The sequence below is a fragment of the Candidatus Njordibacter sp. Uisw_056 genome (assembly GCF_047730085.1).
Taxonomy (GTDB): Bacteria; Pseudomonadota; Gammaproteobacteria; order Pseudomonadales; family Balneatricaceae; genus Njordibacter.
This window is the reverse complement of sequence record NZ_CP159830.1, coordinates 438,862-456,996: the sequence shown is the minus strand read 5'-3', so window position 1 is coordinate 456,996 and position 18,135 is coordinate 438,862. Positions and strand designations below refer to the sequence as shown.

Annotated in this window: 20 protein-coding genes and 1 pseudogene; 4 read left to right on the top strand and 17 right to left on the bottom strand. The window is 44.7% G+C overall.

Annotated features, from left to right (window positions below):
* Positions 1-62 precede the first annotated feature (62 nt).
* The gene (gene fabA, locus ABXT60_RS02240) at positions 63-578 is read left to right on the top strand and encodes a 3-hydroxyacyl-[acyl-carrier-protein] dehydratase FabA (RefSeq protein ID WP_443631155.1); all 516 of its coding nucleotides are present in this window, start codon (positions 63-65) and stop codon (positions 576-578) included.
* A 54-nt stretch (positions 579-632) separates the two neighbouring features.
* Positions 633-1,850: a beta-ketoacyl-ACP synthase I gene (gene fabB, locus ABXT60_RS02235; RefSeq protein WP_443631154.1), complete on the top strand. Its 1,218-nt coding sequence runs from the start codon at positions 633-635 to the stop codon at positions 1,848-1,850.
* Positions 1,851-1,927: 77 nt separating this feature from the next.
* Here the strand turns inward: fabB and ABXT60_RS02230 are convergent, their stop codons facing one another.
* The 7 genes from ABXT60_RS02230 to ABXT60_RS02200 form a co-directional block, all read right to left on the bottom strand.
* Positions 1,928-2,581, bottom strand: coding sequence for a lysophospholipid acyltransferase family protein (locus ABXT60_RS02230; RefSeq protein ID WP_443631153.1), 654 nt, complete (start codon positions 2,579-2,581; stop codon positions 1,928-1,930).
* A gap of 58 nt (positions 2,582-2,639) precedes the next feature.
* Positions 2,640-2,888 (bottom strand): MoaD/ThiS family protein, encoded by a 249-nt coding sequence (locus ABXT60_RS02225; protein WP_443631152.1) that lies wholly within the window; start codon positions 2,886-2,888, stop codon positions 2,640-2,642.
* Positions 2,885-3,382, bottom strand: a complete 498-nt coding sequence (gene moaC, locus ABXT60_RS02220; protein ID WP_443631151.1) for a cyclic pyranopterin monophosphate synthase MoaC — start codon at positions 3,380-3,382, stop codon at positions 2,885-2,887. The genes ABXT60_RS02225 and moaC overlap by 4 nt, the downstream gene beginning before the upstream one ends.
* An 8-nt stretch (positions 3,383-3,390) precedes the next feature.
* Complete coding sequence (locus ABXT60_RS02215) at positions 3,391-4,524, bottom strand: 1-acyl-sn-glycerol-3-phosphate acyltransferase (protein ID WP_443631150.1); 1,134 nt, start codon at positions 4,522-4,524, stop codon at positions 3,391-3,393.
* A gap of 15 nt (positions 4,525-4,539) precedes the next feature.
* On the bottom strand, positions 4,540-5,532 hold the full coding sequence (moaA, locus tag ABXT60_RS02210; RefSeq protein ID WP_443631149.1) for a GTP 3',8-cyclase MoaA: 993 nt from the start codon (positions 5,530-5,532) through the stop codon (positions 4,540-4,542).
* Between the two features lie 153 nt (positions 5,533-5,685).
* The gene (rfbD, locus tag ABXT60_RS02205) at positions 5,686-6,579 is read right to left on the bottom strand and encodes a dTDP-4-dehydrorhamnose reductase (protein ID WP_443631148.1); all 894 of its coding nucleotides are present in this window, start codon (positions 6,577-6,579) and stop codon (positions 5,686-5,688) included.
* Between the two features lie 3 nt (positions 6,580-6,582).
* Positions 6,583-7,587 carry an adenosine deaminase gene (locus tag ABXT60_RS02200; protein WP_443631147.1) on the bottom strand — a complete coding sequence of 335 codons (1,005 nt, stop codon included), beginning with the start codon at positions 7,585-7,587 and terminating at the stop codon, positions 6,583-6,585.
* Between the two features lie 171 nt (positions 7,588-7,758).
* Between ABXT60_RS02200 and ABXT60_RS02195 the strand changes: the two genes are divergently transcribed.
* A complete protein-coding gene (locus ABXT60_RS02195) occupies positions 7,759-8,154 on the top strand; it encodes a diacylglycerol kinase (RefSeq protein ID WP_046484369.1) in 396 nt (131 codons plus the stop codon).
* Between the two features lie 68 nt (positions 8,155-8,222).
* Here the strand turns inward: ABXT60_RS02195 and ABXT60_RS02190 are convergent, their stop codons facing one another.
* The 6 genes from ABXT60_RS02190 to bioB all read right to left on the bottom strand — a co-directional run bounded on the left by ABXT60_RS02190 (position 8,223) and on the right by bioB (position 14,724).
* Positions 8,223-10,022 carry an acyl-CoA dehydrogenase C-terminal domain-containing protein gene (locus tag ABXT60_RS02190; RefSeq protein ID WP_443631146.1) on the bottom strand — a complete coding sequence of 600 codons (1,800 nt, stop codon included), beginning with the start codon at positions 10,020-10,022 and terminating at the stop codon, positions 8,223-8,225.
* A gap of 160 nt (positions 10,023-10,182) precedes the next feature.
* A complete protein-coding gene (gene bioD / locus ABXT60_RS02185) occupies positions 10,183-10,890 on the bottom strand; it encodes a dethiobiotin synthase (protein WP_443631145.1) in 708 nt (235 codons plus the stop codon).
* The gene (gene bioC / locus ABXT60_RS02180; RefSeq protein WP_443631144.1) at positions 10,887-11,705 is read right to left on the bottom strand and encodes a malonyl-ACP O-methyltransferase BioC; all 819 of its coding nucleotides are present in this window, start codon (positions 11,703-11,705) and stop codon (positions 10,887-10,889) included. The genes bioD and bioC overlap by 4 nt, the downstream gene beginning before the upstream one ends.
* Positions 11,702-12,457 (bottom strand): alpha/beta fold hydrolase, encoded by a 756-nt coding sequence (locus ABXT60_RS02175; protein WP_443631143.1) that lies wholly within the window; start codon positions 12,455-12,457, stop codon positions 11,702-11,704. Before ABXT60_RS02175 ends, bioC begins: the two co-directional genes overlap by 4 nt.
* Before the next feature lie 30 nt (positions 12,458-12,487).
* Positions 12,488-13,678: an 8-amino-7-oxononanoate synthase gene (gene bioF, locus ABXT60_RS02170; protein WP_443631142.1), complete on the bottom strand. Its 1,191-nt coding sequence runs from the start codon at positions 13,676-13,678 to the stop codon at positions 12,488-12,490.
* A complete protein-coding gene (bioB, locus tag ABXT60_RS02165) occupies positions 13,678-14,724 on the bottom strand; it encodes a biotin synthase BioB (protein WP_443632061.1) in 1,047 nt (348 codons plus the stop codon). Before bioB ends, bioF begins: the two co-directional genes overlap by 1 nt.
* 137 nt (positions 14,725-14,861) lie before the next feature.
* Here bioB and ABXT60_RS02160 point away from each other — a divergent pair, with 137 nt between their 5' ends.
* Complete coding sequence (locus ABXT60_RS02160; RefSeq protein WP_443631141.1) at positions 14,862-15,617, top strand: ComF family protein; 756 nt, start codon at positions 14,862-14,864, stop codon at positions 15,615-15,617.
* A 5-nt stretch (positions 15,618-15,622) separates the two neighbouring features.
* On the opposite strand, the gene ABXT60_RS02155 is transcribed toward ABXT60_RS02160, so the two are convergent.
* The 4 genes and pseudogenes from ABXT60_RS02155 to ABXT60_RS02140 all read right to left on the bottom strand — a co-directional run bounded on the left by ABXT60_RS02155 (position 15,623) and on the right by ABXT60_RS02140 (position 17,930).
* A complete protein-coding gene (locus ABXT60_RS02155) occupies positions 15,623-15,778 on the bottom strand; it encodes a carbon storage regulator (protein WP_443631140.1) in 156 nt (51 codons plus the stop codon).
* Between the two features lie 211 nt (positions 15,779-15,989).
* A pseudogene (locus ABXT60_RS02150) lies at positions 15,990-16,592 on the bottom strand (glutaminase); the annotation flags it as partial.
* A gap of 211 nt (positions 16,593-16,803) precedes the next feature.
* Complete coding sequence (locus ABXT60_RS02145; protein ID WP_443631139.1) at positions 16,804-17,523, bottom strand: LrgB family protein; 720 nt, start codon at positions 17,521-17,523, stop codon at positions 16,804-16,806.
* A complete protein-coding gene (locus tag ABXT60_RS02140) occupies positions 17,520-17,930 on the bottom strand; it encodes a CidA/LrgA family protein (protein WP_443631138.1) in 411 nt (136 codons plus the stop codon). Before ABXT60_RS02140 ends, ABXT60_RS02145 begins: the two co-directional genes overlap by 4 nt.
* Between the last annotated feature and the right edge of the window lie 205 nt (positions 17,931-18,135).

Here is an 18,135-nt window from a genome sequence, read left to right as displayed (position 1 = left end):
AGTTATTATCCTTAGTTACCATATAGTTAGTACCTAAAAAGTTACCATACGGAAATATAATCATGAGCAGACCTTCTTCCTTTAACCGTGACGAGCTATTGTCCTGTGGCAATGGCGAGATGTTCGGCCTAGGCAACGCACGTCTGCCCGTGGGCAACATGCTTATGATGGATCGCATTACTCACATTTCTGAAACTGGCGGTAGCAACGATAAAGGCCAAATTATTGCTGAATTGGATATTCATCCGGAACTATGGTTTTTTGATTGCCATTTTCCAACTGACCCAGTGATGCCTGGCTGCCTAGGTTTAGATGCTATGTGGCAAATCGTTGGCTTTTACCTTGGCTGGAAAGGTAACAAAGGCCGTGGCCGAGCACTGGGTTGCGGTGAGGTTAAATTTTTTGGGCAAGTTTTGCCCACGGCTAAAAAAGTAACTTACAAAATTGATATCACGCGCTGTATTGAACGAAAATTAGTCATGGGCATTGCCAATGCCAGTATGGAAGTGGATGGCAGAGAAATTTATACCGCCAAAGATTTACGCGTGGGATTGTTTACTAGTACAGACGATTTTTAAGCTATTGATTGCGCCTAAGGCCCATTATTTAACTGCACATTAACGAGGTCTATTATGCGACGTGTTGTCGTTACCGGATTAGGAATTATATCTTGCATTGGACACAATCAAGATGAAGTTTTAGCGTCCCTAGAAGCAGGTAAATCAGGTATCAGTTTTCAGCCTGAATACCAAGAAATGGGATTTAAAAGCCATATTGCTGGCAGTGTTGAAATAGATTTCGCTAGCTTAATTGACCGCAAGCTTTTGCGCTTTATGGGCGACGCTGCTGCTTATGCCTATTTATCTATGCAACAAGCTATAGCTGACTCTGGGTTAACAGAAGACCAGGTGTCTAACCCCCGCACGGGGTTAATTGCTGGCTCTGGTGGAGCATCTAATGGCAACGTTGTAGAAGCTGCAGATGGTATGCGAGAAAAAGGCCTCCGTCGCGTCGGTCCTTATCGTGTTACGCGCACTATGGCTAGTACTGTGTCTGCATGCCTGGCGACACCATTTAAGATTAAAGGCTGTAATTATTCCATTACCTCTGCCTGCTCCACCAGTGCGCATTGCATTGGCAATGCTATGGAGCAGATCCAGCTTAATAAACAAGATGTCGTGTTTGCTGGTGGCGGTGAAGAGCTGCACTGGAGCCAAAGTGTGCTGTTTGATGCGATGGGGGCATTATCTAGCAAGTACAACGAAACACCAACAAAAGCATCTCGTGCTTACGACGCAAACCGCGATGGGTTCGTCATTGCAGGGGGCGGTGGTATGCTAGTACTAGAGGAGCTCGAGCATGCTAAGGCTCGTGGTGCAAAGATATACGCAGAGTTAGTTGGCTACGGCGCCACTTCAGATGGTTACGACATGGTTTCGCCCTCAGGTGAAGGCGCTATGCGCTGCATGCAACAAGCCATGAGCACCATTGATAAGCCTATTGATTACATCAATGCCCATGGTACAAGCACCCCCGCTGGTGACATACAGGAACTCAAGGCCGTGAAGGCTGTATTTGGTGACCAGTGCCCGCCGATTACTTCTACCAAATCACTTACAGGCCACTCTTTAGGTGCTGCGGGCGTGCAAGAAGCTATCTATAGCCTGTTAATGCAGGCCAACAACTTCATTGCTGCCTCTGCTAACATAGACCAATTAGATGACGGTGCAGAGGGTATGCCCGTTGTGACTAAAAAGCAGGACAATGTAAGTTTAACTACAGTGATGTCTAACAGCTTTGGTTTTGGCGGCACTAATGCGAGTTTGGTGTTTACTAAGTACGTGGCGTAACCACCCAAGTTGCCAAGCTCTGCACTTGCAAAGATTGATTGAATTACCACGCTGCGTGGTAATTCAATGTTATAGAACTAAGAAATCTCTGCTAAATTTTCTGTCATCCAACCAACCATCTGCGCATGCATCTCTTTTGTAGTCACGTCAGCAATGATAGGCTTGCCAATTCTGACATCCACTTTTCCTGCGTGTTTCAGCCATTTGTGGGGTGGGGATAAATGGCCACTATTTTGTACTATAGGTAATATGGGCACACCAGCTTGGTGAGCGAGCATGGCAGCGCCTTTGGTACAGGGGCCTAGTTTCCCCGGAGGGCAGCGGGTGCCTTCAGGAAAAATGAGTACAGAAATACCTGCACCCAAACGTTCACAGCCCTGCTGGGAAAGTTGCTTCAGTGCATTGGTTTTGCGTTTACGATCTATGGCAATAGGGTTTAGCATTGCTAGTGCCCAGCCAAAAAATGGAATGTACAACAGTTCTCGTTTAAGGACTGTGCTAACCGGCAAACCCATGGTCAGAAGATAAAATGTTTCCCAATCACCTTGGTGGTTGCAGGCCACAACCAGGGGTTGATCCTTAGGTATATTGTTTAACCCCTTTATTTCGAAGGTTACACCACAAGTTATTTTCATCCAATGCAATACTGTGCGATTACAATAACCAACGAACTTGAATCTAAAATGACGCTTTACCACTGGGGAGGTAACAACTAACAGCGTTGAAGCCACGATGGAGATGACACCTAAGCCGATATAAAACAGCACTGCTCTAAGGATTAAAATAGGCTTAGCCTCCTGTTACTGGTGGGAAAAAAGCCACTTCTGAAGACTCTGATACCAACGTACCTGGTTTAGCCATTACTTGATCGACTGCAACCAGAAGGTTTTCATTATTCAGATGTTGAGCCCAGTGAGGGTGAGTTTGTATGATACGCTCTAGGAACTGTGCTACCGTGAGGCCTCGCTCTGTATACAATTCAGTGCCAGCCACACCCAATTGTTCTTTAAGTTGTCCAAAAAAAAGCACCTTAATCATGTACTAGCTCCTGCCTGTGTATCCACCGACCAATGACCACTTTTACCACCTTGTTTTTCCATTACTCTTATGCCAGTAATAGTCATGCCGCGGTCAACTGCTTTGCACATATCATAGAGCGTTAGAGCTGCAGTAGATGCGGCACACAAAGCTTCCATTTCAACACCTGTGCGGCCATTGAGCTTGCACATGGTTTCAATACGAACACGATTTAAGTCTACTTCAGGTGTTAACTCCACGCTGACCTTTGACAGCATAAGAGGGTGGCACAAGGGGATCAAATCACTACACTTTTTTGCTGCCTGAATACCTGCTATGCGCGCTACTGCTAAAACGTCTCCTTTGTTATGTTTACCTTGAGTGATCAAGGCCAATGTTGCTGGCAACATTTCCACAAAGCCTTCTGCTCTAGCCACACGGGTGGTAATCTCTTTTTCAGACACATCCACCATGTGGGCATGACCTTCGCTGTTTAAGTGAGTTAATTCTGACATAACGTGACTTATCCTAAATCTACAGACACTTCATTAAATTGCTGTTGCCGCAATACTGGGTTGGCATACATCGCTAGAGCATATTCTTGTTGTTTGGCAGTAAGGTCTGCAAAACGCTGCTGTAAGGCATCTTCAGATGGATGAGATTGTCCGACACTCATTGCATGAGCGGCAAGGTTTGTACTATGTAGTTGATAGTTCTTGGCGATGCTTGAATCTATGGCCGTGGCAATTTCTTCTGGCGTATTAAACTGGCCTTCCAAGAGTTCACCGAAGGTAATGTGCACCTTACCTTTGTATCCTAAAATGCCCTTAACAATACTTGTCATATCTTCAAATTTAGCTTTAACGTATTCACCACTGCTCGCCAAAGCAGCCAGTTCACATGCTTTAGCTTTGTCACAAGGATCAAATTCATAGGCGATAGACACTGGAACGATGTGCAGGCTATTAATATAATCAGCGTAACTTTGACCTGACTTCTTTTTGCTCATGTAGAGCATTTTCATCACTGCTGCATCGGTGGCGTCAATGCCATCCTTGGCACGGCCTTCTCGCTGAGCGATCCATATGTTGTGCCCCGTATGGACAGATTGATCAATATAAGTCGACAAATCCATATAGGCTTTCATTTTTTCACGCACACCAGTGGCTGAACGCTTGACCACAAAACTTTTATTCAAGCGCATAATGTCGCTAACATAAGGCTTTTGCAGTAGGTTATCACCAATAGCCACACGAGCGGTCTCTAAGCCTTGTTGATCTAAACCATAACTCACCAAAGCTGCATCTATCGTAATATCACGGTGATTAGAAATAAATAGATAACCTCTACCTGGGTGTAGCTTGTCCAGCCCACTGTAGGTTAGTTCAGAGACACTGCGCTTAAGCATTTTGCCCATATATTTGGAAATCATCTTCTGCCATGACGCGACATCTGTTACATGGCGAAATTCTCGTTTTAGAGCCCACTGGATGAGTGGATTTAAAGTTGGTCCTAAAAAAGCCTTTGCACGAGGAAATTTGAAACGTCCCAAAACGTCTAATAGCTCTTTATTATTCACAAGGGCATCTATTACCGGCCTAACTTCGTCATCGTTATAGGGCCTGATGTCGTGGAACGGATCAATGTCGTTAGTCATTTTATGTAATTCTTATTATCCGCCAGTGGCGTTCATAAATCGGAGGATTTGCGGTTTCTCGTGCAAATCAAAATAATGTTTTTCTGGCTTTAAAGCCATTGACGCAATAATGGCCTGCTTTAAAGGCTCCACCTCTCCGGGCTGGCCACGCAATATAGGCATAAGATCAATGCTGTGTTCATTACCTAAACATAACAACAATCGCCCCTCTACAGTAACCCTTACACGGTTGCAGTCACCGCAAAAATTATGGCTGTGGGGGGAAATGAAGCCAATGCGGGTACCATGGTTAGGCATACTATAATAGCGAGAAGGCCCTGCCGTTTTTTTAGGGTGGTGGGTTAAAGGATAACGCTGCTCAATAATTTCACGTACATCATCGCTGGAACAATAAGTAATAGCGCGATCATGGCTTTTAATTGTGCCTAGTGGCATTTCTTCAATAAAAGCAATATCAATAGCTTTATCTCGAGCGAACTCTACTAAGTCGAGCACTTCATCATCGTTACTACCGCGCATCACCACAGCATTAATTTTTATACGTTCAAAACCTTCTTCAATCGCTGCATTAATACCCTGTAATACCTGTGGCAACTTTCCAGTGCGAGTCATGGCTTTAAACTTAGCCTCATCTAAAGAATCCAAACTTACATTTAAACGCTTTACACCCGCATTTTTAAGAGCTTTTGCATGACGGACTAATTGAGACCCATTGGTAGTGATCAGTAATTCATCTAGGCCTTTGAGGCGGCCTATATGATGTAAATTGTCGACTAAACCTCTACGAACTAGAGGTTCCCCACCAGTTAAACGTATGCGACTCACGCCCAACTCCACAAACGCACGGGCGACCAAATGAATCTCTTCAATGCTCATAATGCTTTCACGGGGCAGAAAAGTCATTTCTTCTGCCATACAATACACACACCGAAAGTCACATCGATCGGTAACGGATATACGCACGTAATCGACTTGGCGTCCAAAATCATCTATTAACTGATGTTGCATAAACTCACTCATGGCCATAATGAATGACCGTTTACAAAATAATTACAGGCTATTATACCTGCCCTTGTCCATCTCTTCTAACTTAGCGTCAGGTCTTTTTCGATTGCCATTAGTTTAAGTCGTAGTTGGCGGCTTTTAGAAGAGCTATTTGATTTATTTTACTGGCTTAAACACCTGATCGATTACCTTCACCAGCCCAGAACGCCAAGGCCTTTGGCGTATACCAAAAGTGGACAGTATTTTGCTACAGTCCAGCACGCTGTATGCAGGCCTGGGAGCGTTAGCAGGCCATTCCAGGCTTGTGACTGCCTCAATCGTTTTAGCCTGAGTAACGCCGTGTTTTTTTGCTGCAGCAAGAATGGCTTCAGCAAAACCTTTCCAGCTTGTCACTTCTGCACCACTATAATGATAGGTTCCCCAGACATTAATATCACATCCTAGCTGCTGAATGATTGCAATCAATACGCGAGCCACATCATTGGCGTAGGTAGGGCAGCCCTGTTGGTCTGAAACAGCCTTCACATGATGATGTTCTTGCAATTGCCTCAAGGTCCTTAATACAAAGTTATTACCGTAGGCACTAAATATCCACCCCACACGAAGAATAATATGTTTAGCACAGTGTTGCTTTATCGCTTTCTCTGCTGCAAGTTTGGCTTCACCAAAGCGATTGACTGGAGCCGTATAGGCGTCTTCTTTGTAAGGGACGCGCTGCAGGCCATCAAACACATAATCACTGGACAGGTGCAGTAATGGCAGGCCCAATTCATCACACGCCTGGGCCAATACTAAGGCCACATCATGGTTAGAAACGTGAGTTTTTTGTGGGTTTTCCTGAGCTAAATCGACCACCGAATAACTTGCGGTATTCACCACGTAGTCCGGCTTAGAACTGGAAATAACAGCTTGAATGGATTCTAGTTGCATGCTGTTAAGTAGATTGTCGTCAAAACCAACCACAGTCATCCCAGCATTGACTGCTCTTGTACATAGGGCAGAACCCACTTGACTGGAGGCACCAGTAACCAGAAGTTTTATAATCTTCATAGTCTACTGGCTGTCCATATAGGCTTGCAGTTGTTGATGTAGTTCTAGCTTTCGTTCTAGGCCACAAAAGCTAGCATCTATCGCATTGCAGGTGAACTGGCCTAATTCTTTTTGACTTAAGGTATGAGCGCAGGCTACTGCAGTGAAATTGTCATTCATATAGCCACCGAAATAAGCCGGATCATCCGCATTGATACCCACACTAACACCTTGGCGCAGCAAATCAACAATAGTGTGCTGCTCCATAGACTGAAAAACTTTTAGCTTGGTATTTGATAATGGACAAACAGTTAGATGCACTTTTTCTTCAATGAGCCGAGACACCAATTGAGGGTCATCAACACAACGCACTCCGTGATCAATTCGGCTTACTTGAAGAATATCTAAGGCATCTGTGATATTACTTGATGGCCCTTCTTCTCCAGCATGGGCAACCGCAAGGTAGCCTTGTTTTCGAGCAGCAGCAAATACTCTGGCAAACTTTTCTGGCGGATGTCCCACTTCTGACGAGTCCAGGCCTACGGCAACAATACTGTCTTTCCACAATTGCGCTTGCTGCAGGGTATCAAAAGCACTTGCTTCATCTAGATGCCGCAAAAAACATAGAATAAGTTGGCTACTAATACCCAATTGAGCTTCCGCATCAGCCAAGGCATTGGTAAGCCCCTTCATAACCGTATCAAAACTTATGCCTCTGGCCGTGTGGGTTTGTGGGTCAAAAAATAACTCAGCATGAAGCACGTTATCGGCCTTGCAACGCAGCATATAGGCCCAGGTTAAATCATAAAAATCCCTTTCTGTAATGAGTACTTGTGCACCCTGATAGTAGATATCTAAAAACGATTGTAAATTTGAAAAATCATAAGCTTCACGAACCTCATCAGGGTTGGCAAATGGAATTTCTATATTATTACGTTGCGCTAGTTTGAACATAAGTTCGGGTTCTAAGCTACCTTCAATGTGCAAGTGTAACTCTACTTTTGGTAAGCCAGTAATAAATTGATACAAGATAGGATTCCAATTAAACGAATATAATATGATTTCAATTCTACCATTAATTAATAACCTCAAGGAGTTTCACAAGATATATGACTGCTTTTCAGTTGCCAATGGATTGGTTAAACTGACCGTTGTGAATAAGCGCCAAAAAAACATAATAACAGGCACGAGAAGCAAATTATGAACTCACCTAAGCCTCACCCAAATAGCTATCCCAAAAATGGTGGCTGGAACAGGATGTATACTGCCACCATTTTTTCTCTCAAAGGAATGGTTTATTGTTTTAAAAATGAAGCCGGTATGCGGGAATATACTGCCATCTTTCTGGTGAGCATACCCTGTGCTATTTACCTAGGTGAATCTCCAGTAGAACGAATCCTCATGCTTGGCGCAGGTTTGTTGGTCATGTTAATGGAGTATATTAACTCTGCTTTAGAGGCCACGCTAGATCGCATTAGCACCGAACACCACGATCTAACAGGGGCCGCAAAGGATATGGGATCAGCAGCAGTGTTTGTTGCTGCTTTGTTTTTCGTTTATGTTTGGGGAGAGTTTGTTTATCGCAGTTTTGGTTAATAATTTATAACTAGGCATAAAAAAGCCCACTTGTACGCGGGCTTTTTTGCTAGCTATTTCAATCCAAACTAGAACCTAAAGTGGTCTTCATTTAAATCTTGTAATGTGCCAGCACCGGCGAGCATGGTAGTGGCATGAGTTTGAGTACGAGGTAACAAACGGGCAAAAAAGAAACGTGCAGTAAATAATTTTGCTTGGTAAAAATCTGTTTCAGAAGTCTTCCCAGCTAGCACCTCTTGCGCCACCTTTGCCGCTCGAGCAAAAAAGTATGCTTGAGTGACATAACCTGAGTACATTAAGTAATCTACGGAGGCGGCACCGACCTCATTACGATCTTTCATGGCCGCCATGCCCACCTTCATAGTCAGCTCACCCCATTCTTTATTAGCTGCCATCAGTGGCTTGATAAATTCAGCCATAGCTTCATTTTCTGCTTCTGCCTTGCAAAAGCGGTAAATTATTTTAGTGAACACTTTAAGGCTTTCACCTTGAGTCATAAGCACTTTACGACCCAGAAGATCAAGGGCTTGAATACCAGTAGTGCCTTCATAAATGGTAGCAATACGTGCATCACGTACAATCTGTTCCATGCCATATTCGCGGATATAGCCGTGGCCACCAAAACACTGAAGGCCTAAGTTGGCAGACTCTACACCCGTTTCAGTAATGAAGGCTTTAGCAATAGGTGTTAATAAAGACAATAACACGTCTGCCTCTTTACCCTCATCACTGTCACCGTTGCGACTAACTGTATCATTTAACTGAGCTAGAAAATAAACCAACATACGGCCACCCTCAGCAAAAGATTTCGCTGTTAGCAGCATTCTGCGTACATCTGGATGCACAATAATTGGGTCTGCAGCTTTTTCTGGAGCAACCGGGCCTGCCAAGGAGCGCATTTGTAAGCGTTCTTTGGTGTACTCTAAGGCCCCCTGAAAGGCACCTTCAGCTGCACAGAGCCCCTGCGCGGCTGTGCCAATTCGAGCAATATTCATAAAGGTGAACATACAGTTCAAACCTTTGTTGGCTGGACCAATAAGATAACCATTAGCCCCATCAAAGTTCATCACACAGGTGGCATTGCCATGGATACCCATTTTGTGCTCCAAGGAGCCACACTTCACTTGATTACGTTGACTAAGACTACCATCATCATTGACATCAAATTTAGGTACGATAAATAATGAAATACCTTTTGTACCTAAAGGCGCACCTGGTAGGCGGGCAAGTACGATGTGCACAATATTATCTACCATGTCGTGCTCACCAGCAGATATGAATATTTTGGTGCCAGTAATAGCATAACTACCGTCTGCTTGGAGCTCAGCTTTTGTGCGCAACAAACCTAGGTCAGTTCCACAATGAGACTCAGTCAAGCACATGGTGCCCGTCCAGCGGCCTTCAACCAGTGGCAATAGGTATTTTTGCTTTTGTTCTTCGGTACCGTGGGCTTCTATGGTGTTCATAGCACCATGGCTGAGTCCGGGATACATGCTCCAAGACCAGTTGGCCGTGCCACTGAGCTCATTAATCATGGTGCCTAAAGATTCGGGCAAGCCTTGGCCACCTACATCTGGGCTATGGGACATAGACGGCCAACCACCCTCTACGTATTGAGTGTAGGCTTGTTTAAATCCAGAAGGAGTGGTCACTACACCATCATTCCAACTACACCCTTCTTCGTCACCAGAGGCATTGATTGGCGCAAGTATATTTTCAGAAAACTTAGCCGCTTCTTCAAGAATAGCATCAATCATTTCTGCATCAATGTCTTCGCCACCTTGCAAAGTTTTATAGTGATCTGCCATGGCTAATACTTCGTGCATTACAAATTGAATATCGCGACGTGGCGCTTGATAATTAGGCATGATGACTCCATTGATTTTTAGCATGAACTTATTTATTTTCAAACACTTGTTTGAAAAATACCTTGTTTAATGCCCTTAGGTCAATTCTAAGACTTTACAGTCATCAAATCAGGGAATTAAAGAAGGTAATCACAAGGCTATCGTGTGGTGCATTAACACGCTAGTTAAGCAGCATTTCAAGGTCTAAATAGGTTTGGCAAGCTGCCATCCTTGCTGACGCTTTTTCGATATTGGCTAGGTTTGGCACCACACCTAACATGGGTGCCTGAATCCGATGTTGCAGCGTCATTATATTAGCATCTAGTTCGGCCATTTGGGGATCAATACAGTTGGCCACCCAACCGGCAAGTGTTAACCCATCTCTAGTAATTGCCTCTACAGTTAACAGCGTATGGTTAATGCAACCCAAACGCATACCTACGACTAATACAACCGGTATCCCTAAGGCTATCGCCAGGTCTGCCAAAGTTTCTCGCTCGTTCACTGGCACCCGCCAACCACCAGCACCCTCCACAAGCGTAAGGTTTGCACCTTGCATTAGCACACCGCGAGTAAACCCAGCCAGGCGATCCACTTGCAGTCTCTGGCCCTGTTGTTGAGCAGCAATATGAGGCGCAATAGGAGCTAAAAAGGCTACTGGATTAACTTGTTCATAGTACAAGGGCATGGTGCACTGAGCTAACAATTGCTCCGCATCGTTATTTCTTAAACCTTCTTTGGTCTCAATACACCCAGCTGCCACAGGCTTAACAGCTGCAGTACTCAAGCCCTGATTTCTGGCTTTAGCTAACAAAGCACAAGCCACCGTAGTTTTCCCAGCGTCAGTGTCTGTGCCTGCTATAAAAAACCGTTTTTTGATCTGCGTCATATCGCTGCCTTAGTTTTAGCCTTTATATAGTAAATTTCATAGCTGACTGGCAATTGACCCTCGTCATCACGCAAGGATTCGTAGGCCTGCACCATCTTACGTAAACGCCCTACTCCCATTAGTCCTTGCGCTGCCTGAGCGTTGTGATTACTGGCACCTAACTGCTTCAAATCCTGCGTAAGCTGCTGCACTGACTGATATTTGAGCTCAATAGTCTCACATACAATGTCTACTTCTACAAAATGGTTTTTAAGTGTATCTCTCAGAGTGTCTAGCGCAACGAATTCATTAACGTGTTGGTAATCATCTACTTGGGCCCAAGCCCATTTAAGTTGATGTAAGGTTTTCGGGCCTAGGGTAGCACAATGAAAAGCCCCCTCCTCTGCAAGGCAATGGGCTACACCAGAAAAAACGGCATCCAGGTTTTTACACCACTGGATGGCTAAAGACGAGATGACTAAATTATACTGCTGGGCGCTATTTAACAAAACATGTGGTATTTGTTGTGCATCACCGAGTTGCCAGCTTAACTTACTGCTGTGATGACGCGACCGGGCATAGGTTAGCATGCCTTCGGCGATATCTAATCCCGTTACTGCAGTAACCAAATTAATACCTGCTAACTGAGCACTCACATAACCTGTACCACTGCCAATATCGAGCACCCTACCTCGATGAAGGTCGACCCCCTTATTTAATAGCCGGTCTGCAGCAATGCGTTGCAAGCCTGCAACTTGGTCATAGGTTTTTGCCGCTTGGCTAAAGGCTTGCGCCACTTGTTGCACGCTAGGTAAAAAGTTTGAATTCGGGTTCACCTAGCCACCCCAGGATGCATAAATTTGGCCATTTTTCTACTAATGCTCTGTTGTTCTAGTAAGTAGCCGTGGCCGCCTTCAACATAATTAACCTGCACATTGTTGGGCAGTTGTAACTCATCAACCCATTGACAGGGGACCAACTCATCATTTTTAGCCAGTTCAAGGTAACAGGGCTGCCAAAGTTGGCAAAGGTGTGCGCGCTCATCTAATACTTGCAATAAGTTAAGGCCGAAGGCTTTTTGAGTTTGCACTGGCATGAGTTGGATTATTTGCGCTGCCAACAACTTTGGATTTACTGAACCTTGTGCCTGCAAACTCGCAAAACGGCGCAACGTTTTAGTAGCCAATGCCTGATAACCTTGCATAAACTGAAGCAGCATTTCGGGCACCATTGCTGTTGGCCAGCCATCACCAGTAATGAACTTAGGGTTCACAGCCATCAGTATTAAGCGCTTTATACGAGGGTCATTATGAGCCATACGAATGGCTATCTGAGCACCCAAGGACCAAGCCATTAAAGTATACTGGAGGGGAAGGTATCGTTTGGTGGCGACTATCCACTGGTCTAGTTGTTCTAACGTATTACGTTGATCTGCAACATAGGTATCTTGCCCATGCCCTGGTAAATCTAACAAAATAAGGTTGTAGCTAGATTTCAACTGCTCCAGCAAGTATTCAGGCCAACAATTATTATCATAGCCCCAGCCATGCAGTAATACCAAAGCAGGCTTGTGCGTATCTAGTTGCACTTGGATAACAGTCCCTTCTGGAAAAAGCACTTAACCCTCTACCGAGGCTAGTAAGCCTTGCTGTTGCAACTGAGCCAGTGCCTGCAGTAACTGATGGAGGTGACTTTCAGTGTGCGCAGCAGACAATGTAATCCTTAACCGGGCAGTGCCTTTTGGTACCGTTGGAGGGCGTATAGCCGTGACCAAAAGCCCCTGTTCTTTGAGCAGTTCACTCAACTGAAGTGCTCCCTGTGACGAACCGACCATAAGTGGCTGGATTGCGGTATCACTTGGCATTAAGGGTAAGCCTAAGCTTTTAGCCTGTTGCTTAAATAAACTAATGAGGTGATTGAGATGTTGTTGCCGCCAAGCCTCATCCTTTAACAGTTGCACAGCAGCGAGGCTTGCAGCCGCAATGGCTGGCGGCAGGGCAGTGGTATAAATATAATTGCGGGAGAACTGGATTAGGCTTTCGACCAGTGCATCACTACCGGCTACAAAAGCGCCATAGCTGCCTAAAGCCTTGCCAAGTGTGGCCATATAAATCGGGCATTCAGCCGTAGTCAAGTCTTGTGCGAGCGCACTACCACCACCATTAGGTCCAAGCACTCCAAAACCATGGGCATCATCAATCATCAACCATGCCTGCTGTTCATTACAGAGCTGGCTCAGGGGTTTCAACAATGCACTGTCACCGTCCATACTAAATACGGCATCGGTGGCAACCAAATGCCGTCTGGCTTCGGTACTAGTTAACTGACGTGCTAAATCGAGCATATCATTGTGTCGATACCGCTGAAATTTGGCGGAACTAAGCAGCCCACCATCCAGCAGTGACGCATGATTCAGACGGTCTTGATAGACTGCATCTTGACGATCTAAAAGGCTATTCATCACCCCAATATTAGCCATATACCCACTAGAGAATAACAACGCTCTGGGCCGTTGGGTGACTTCGGCTAACACTTCTTCTAGCTGATGATGAAGGTCTGTATGCCCCACCACAAGGTGGGACGCTCCAGCACCTACGCCATAATCTGCACACGCTTTTTGAGCGTTACTAATAAGTTGGGGATGATTGGCTAAACCTAAGTAATCATTACTACAAAACGCTAACAGGGCTTGGCCATTTATATTCAGTTCTGGGGTTTGTGGCCCCCTATGTGAAAGTCGCCTGCGGTAAAGGTGATTGAGCCTTCGCTGATTAAGATCAGCACCTAGAGTGTGTTCTAAATTGTGCATTAGAGACTAGCATCAACAAACATTTGCTCCGGCTTGGCATTTTCAATAGCCTGTTCAATAGCACCTCGATGGGCTTCGTCAGACACGTCTTGACGTTTTTCTGGGCGAATGCCCAACTTTACAAACAATGCTCTGTCTTGTTCTGCAGCTGGGTTGTCTGTAGTGAGCAGGCGCTCTCCATAAAAAATTGAATTGGCCCCTGCAAAGAAACACATGGCCTGCATTTGCTCATTCATTTGTTCCCGGCCCGCAGACAATCGCACGTGAGATTGCGGCATTAATATGCGAGCTACGGCTATGGTGCGGATAAAATCAAACGGCTCAAGGTCTTCAACTTGGTCAAGGGGAGTGCCCTCAACTTTTACCAGCATATTAATAGGGACACTTTCTGGGTGTTGCGGCATATTAACCAGCTGTTGCAGCAGGCCCACACGGTCTCGCAAATTCTCACCCATACCAACAATACCACCAGCACAGACTTTCATACCCACATCACGCACATTGCTTAAGGTATTTAGGCGATCTTGATAGGTTCTAGTTGTGATTATAGAACCATAAAACTCTGGTGACGTATCAAGGTTATGGTTGTAGTAATCTAACCCTGCATCTGCCAGTTTTTGTGCTTGATCTGGTGCTAGCATACCTAAAGTCATGCAGGTCTCAAGGCCCATAGCTTTTACTTCTTTCACCATCTCCAATACGTAAGGCATATCTTTAGCACGAGGATTCTTCCACGCAGCCCCCATACAGAAACGGGTGGCCCCTGCCGCTTTAGCCGCAACAGCCTCTTCAATTACTTCTTTTACCTTCATTAACCGTTCAACTTCTAAACCCGTATCGTTGTGAACACTTTGTGGGCAGTACTTGCAGTCTTCAGGACAGGCGCCTGTTTTTATAGAAAGCAATGTACTTACCTGCACCTCATTGGGGTCAAAATAGGCACGATGGATCGTTTGTGCCTTAAACAGAAGATCGTTTAGCGGCAAGGCGAATAGCTGAGTAATTTCATTAATACCCCAATTATGCCTCTGACCATTGTCACGCATTGGACTAAACTTAGGGTCTGTGTTCATAGAAAAGGTTGCAGTAGCAGTTGATGTCATGGCATTTCCAGCTTAGAAGGTCAGCAAGCATATTAAAAGCTAGGTGATTTTAGTCAACCAATTAACCCGTAGAGGTTTACATGTGGTCAATAATTAACCAAATAAAATCTGCTTTTCAACCACCCTGCATTCTTTGTGGCTCACACCCCCACCAACAAGACAACCTATGTGCCCAATGCCTAATTGATATGCCATGGAGCAAGCAAGGTTGTAGCCTATGCGCTGAACATATGGGGATCATGGGTCTAGATGGAGATCAAATGTGTGCCAACTGCTTGCAACAAACGCCTCCTTATACTAGAACGGTGTGTGCGTTTAATTACCTGGTGCCTATCAGCGGTTTAGTTAACCAATTCAAACATCAACATAACCTTGCTGCTGGTCGTTTATTAACATCATGCCTTAGCCAAACTCTGTTTACAAAAATAACACAAGGCCAAATTACTATTCCCCAGCTAGTCATCCCAGTGCCACTGCATAAACGAAGGTTGAGACAAAGGGGGTTCAACCAAGCACAGGTTATTGCAATGGGAATTAGCCAATCATTGAATTTAAAGATCAATACACGATTATGCCACCGTGAGGTGTATCACTCCCCCCAACAAGGGCAAAGTCGTCAACAACGGATAACGCAAATGAAAGGGGTTTTTAATATAGCCCCAGCAGAGGTGGACCAAAGGATCAATAGTATCGCTATTATTGATGACGTTATGACAACCGGGGCTACGGTCCAAGCGTTAAGCAAAAAATTAATCACCGCTTGGGGCGGCCCCTTAGACATTCAAATTTGGTGTGTTGCCAGAGCGCAACCGCCTGACATCTTGCTTGATTGGTAACCAAACTACTCGTCTTCAGTGGGTTGCTCAGGTAGGGTTTTTTCATCTTGGATGCGTTGGTAGATCTCTTCACGATGAACTGCAACATCCCGTGGGGCGTTTACACCAATACGCACTTGATTACCTTTTACACCTATCAGCGGTTTAGTTAACCAATTCAAACATCAACATAACCTTGCTGCTGGTCGTTTATTAACATCATGCCTTAGCCAAACTCTGTTTACAAAAATAACACAAGGCCAAATTACTATTCCCCAGCTAGTCATCCCAGTGCCACTGCATAAACGAAGGTTGAGACAAAGGGGGTTCAACCAAGCACAGGTTATTGCAATGGGAATTAGCCAATCATTGAATTTAAAGATCAATACACGATTATGCCACCGTGAGGTGTATCACTCCCCCCAACAAGGGCAAAGTCGTCAACAACGGATAACGCAAATGAAAGGGGTTTTTAATATAGCCCCAGCAGAGGTGGACCAAAGGATCATACGGTGTATTGACTTGGCGCAACCGACACAATGCCACTCCCAATGCCCTTTTAGCAGGTAGACCCATATTATAAGAAAAATTTCTGACGGCGTCGTAAACACCGTAAGTCAACATAATCGAGTTGATACGTTTATCGATTAAGTCCACATGGGATTTATCAGTAAAATGCGAGCGCCCTCGATTCACTAGGTATTCACAGGCTCTTGCTGGATCACGACAACTCATGTTTATTGCACACTGCTTAAAATAACAATCGAGAGTTTCTTCAACACGATCGTCTAAATTACCGATCGCTTTAAGTAAATTACCGATAACAATATTATGGAAGCCAGTTGTCTTTTCACTTAACTCAACATCTTGGTCGACGCGGTTATCTTTGTTATCTGATAAGGCGGCAGTAACATCTTCAATACGGTGGATGGGGGTAGAGCTGCGCGTGGCAATTATATGGGTAACAACAATTGCACTGGCATTGATAAAAAGATTTCGAGGAACCCCAAATTATTTAGGATGAATTTTCTTTAAATCGAGGATGTAGTCGGCGACGCTACCCTGTCCATAAGCCTCGGCAACTTCGCTATGAATACGCTCGATGATGACTAGTAGCGCTTGAGTATTTAAGGATTAATTAACCAGTTGAAAATGAAATTCAGATGCCATAATACCTTACTGTCTTATACGTTTTTAACATTATCGATTAAAATAAAAAAGTGACAAGCCACGGCAGCGCCAGCGCGCTAATTAACGTTGACAAAGCCATCGCTAAGCCTGAAAAAGCACCCATCTCAGCGCTTATCTTAAAGGCTCGCGCGGTGCCAATGCCGTGCGCGGCAACACCCACCGCTATGCCTTTAACACTGTTATCTTTGATACCTAGCAAGCTAAATAGAAGTGTACAAATTAGCGCACCGGTAACACCCGTCATCACCACTAGCGCCGCCGTGAGTGAAGGTAGTGCCCCTATTTTTTCTGCAATACCCATGGCAACGGGCGCAGTCACTGATTTAGGCGCTAAAGAGAGTTGTGTTTGGATATCGGCACCTAGCCATTTAGCAATAAAGACCGAGCTTACCGCCCCTAACACTACGCCCGTGCTAATAGCGACCATAGCTGAGAACCAAATCTTTTTGAGCTTAGAGACTTGATGATAAAGTGGAATAGCCAAGGCAACTGTGGCCGGTCCTAGCAAAAAATGAATATATTGAGCACCCGAAAAATAGAGCTGATAATCTGTTTTGGTCAGCGCTAAAAAAGATATCAATAAGGTTATCGATATGGCAACAGGATTGAGAAGCGGATTCGCATTAGACCACTCGTAAAGTTGAGACGCTGCGCAGTAAACAATCAGCGTTACTGTTAGCCATAACAGTGGGCTAGTAGAAAGGTAGACCCATACACCTTCATTTACACCGTTCATATTTTAGTTTCGCTTTGACTATCAGTATCTAATTTCAACAATCGATTAAGCAACATCATCACCCCAGCCGTTACCGCCATTGTGATTATAGAGCCTAAAACAATGGCGGCGATAATGGGCAGCCACTGATCTTCAAGTCGATCAATATGCACAATCAGACCGACACCAGCGGGAATAAACAACAGAGATAGATGGTTTAAAATAGCAGCTGCGCTATTGCTCAGCGCATCATTTTGCGGTTTTTTCTCAGCATTGTTGTTTTTGATTTTATAAAAAACTAGCAGTGATAAAAATAGTAATGACATACCAATAACGGGGCCAGGAACGCTTAAAGTGAAAAAAAGCGATAGTCCCTCACCTATTAATTGATAGATAAGCAGCAGTGTTAGGCCGTACAGAAAATTCATAATAAATCCAAAAAAACGTCACCCTAAAACTTATCAGGGCATTGTGAATAAAGATCACGGTTAATCACCCAAGGACGCTTAATCGACAAGAGGAATCGATGACAAATGATCTATACCAGGTCACATAGTATCGCTATTATTAATGACGTTATGACAACCGGGGCCACGGTCCAAGCGTTAAGCAAAAAATTAATCACCGCTTGGG

Excerpts from the sequence above, each read along its gene's own strand:
- fabA (WP_443631155.1), top strand. The coding sequence starts at position 63 with ATGAGCAGACCTTCTTCCTTTAACCGTGACGAGCTATTGTCCTGTGGC.
- fabB (WP_443631154.1), top strand. The coding sequence starts at position 633 with ATGCGACGTGTTGTCGTTACCGGATTAGGAATTATATCTTGCATTGGA.
- ABXT60_RS02225 (WP_443631152.1), bottom strand. The coding sequence starts at position 2,888 with ATGATTAAGGTGCTTTTTTTTGGACAACTTAAAGAACAATTGGGTGTG.
- moaC (WP_443631151.1), bottom strand. The coding sequence starts at position 3,382 with ATGTCAGAATTAACTCACTTAAACAGCGAAGGTCATGCCCACATGGTG.
- ABXT60_RS02215 (WP_443631150.1), bottom strand. The coding sequence starts at position 4,524 with ATGACTAACGACATTGATCCGTTCCACGACATCAGGCCCTATAACGAT.
- moaA (WP_443631149.1), bottom strand. The coding sequence starts at position 5,532 with ATGCAACATCAGTTAATAGATGATTTTGGACGCCAAGTCGATTACGTG.
- rfbD (WP_443631148.1), bottom strand. The coding sequence starts at position 6,579 with ATGAAGATTATAAAACTTCTGGTTACTGGTGCCTCCAGTCAAGTGGGT.
- ABXT60_RS02195 (WP_046484369.1), top strand. The coding sequence starts at position 7,759 with ATGAACTCACCTAAGCCTCACCCAAATAGCTATCCCAAAAATGGTGGC.
- ABXT60_RS02190 (WP_443631146.1), bottom strand. The coding sequence starts at position 10,022 with ATGCCTAATTATCAAGCGCCACGTCGCGATATTCAATTTGTAATGCAC.
- bioD (WP_443631145.1), bottom strand. The coding sequence starts at position 10,890 with ATGACGCAGATCAAAAAACGGTTTTTTATAGCAGGCACAGACACTGAC.
- bioF (WP_443631142.1), bottom strand. The coding sequence starts at position 13,678 with ATGCACAATTTAGAACACACTCTAGGTGCTGATCTTAATCAGCGAAGG.
- bioB (WP_443632061.1), bottom strand. The coding sequence starts at position 14,724 with ATGCGTGACAATGGTCAGAGGCATAATTGGGGTATTAATGAAATTACT.
- ABXT60_RS02160 (WP_443631141.1), top strand. The coding sequence starts at position 14,862 with ATGTGGTCAATAATTAACCAAATAAAATCTGCTTTTCAACCACCCTGC.
- ABXT60_RS02145 (WP_443631139.1), bottom strand. The coding sequence starts at position 17,523 with ATGAACGGTGTAAATGAAGGTGTATGGGTCTACCTTTCTACTAGCCCA.
- ABXT60_RS02140 (WP_443631138.1), bottom strand. The coding sequence starts at position 17,930 with ATGAATTTTCTGTACGGCCTAACACTGCTGCTTATCTATCAATTAATA.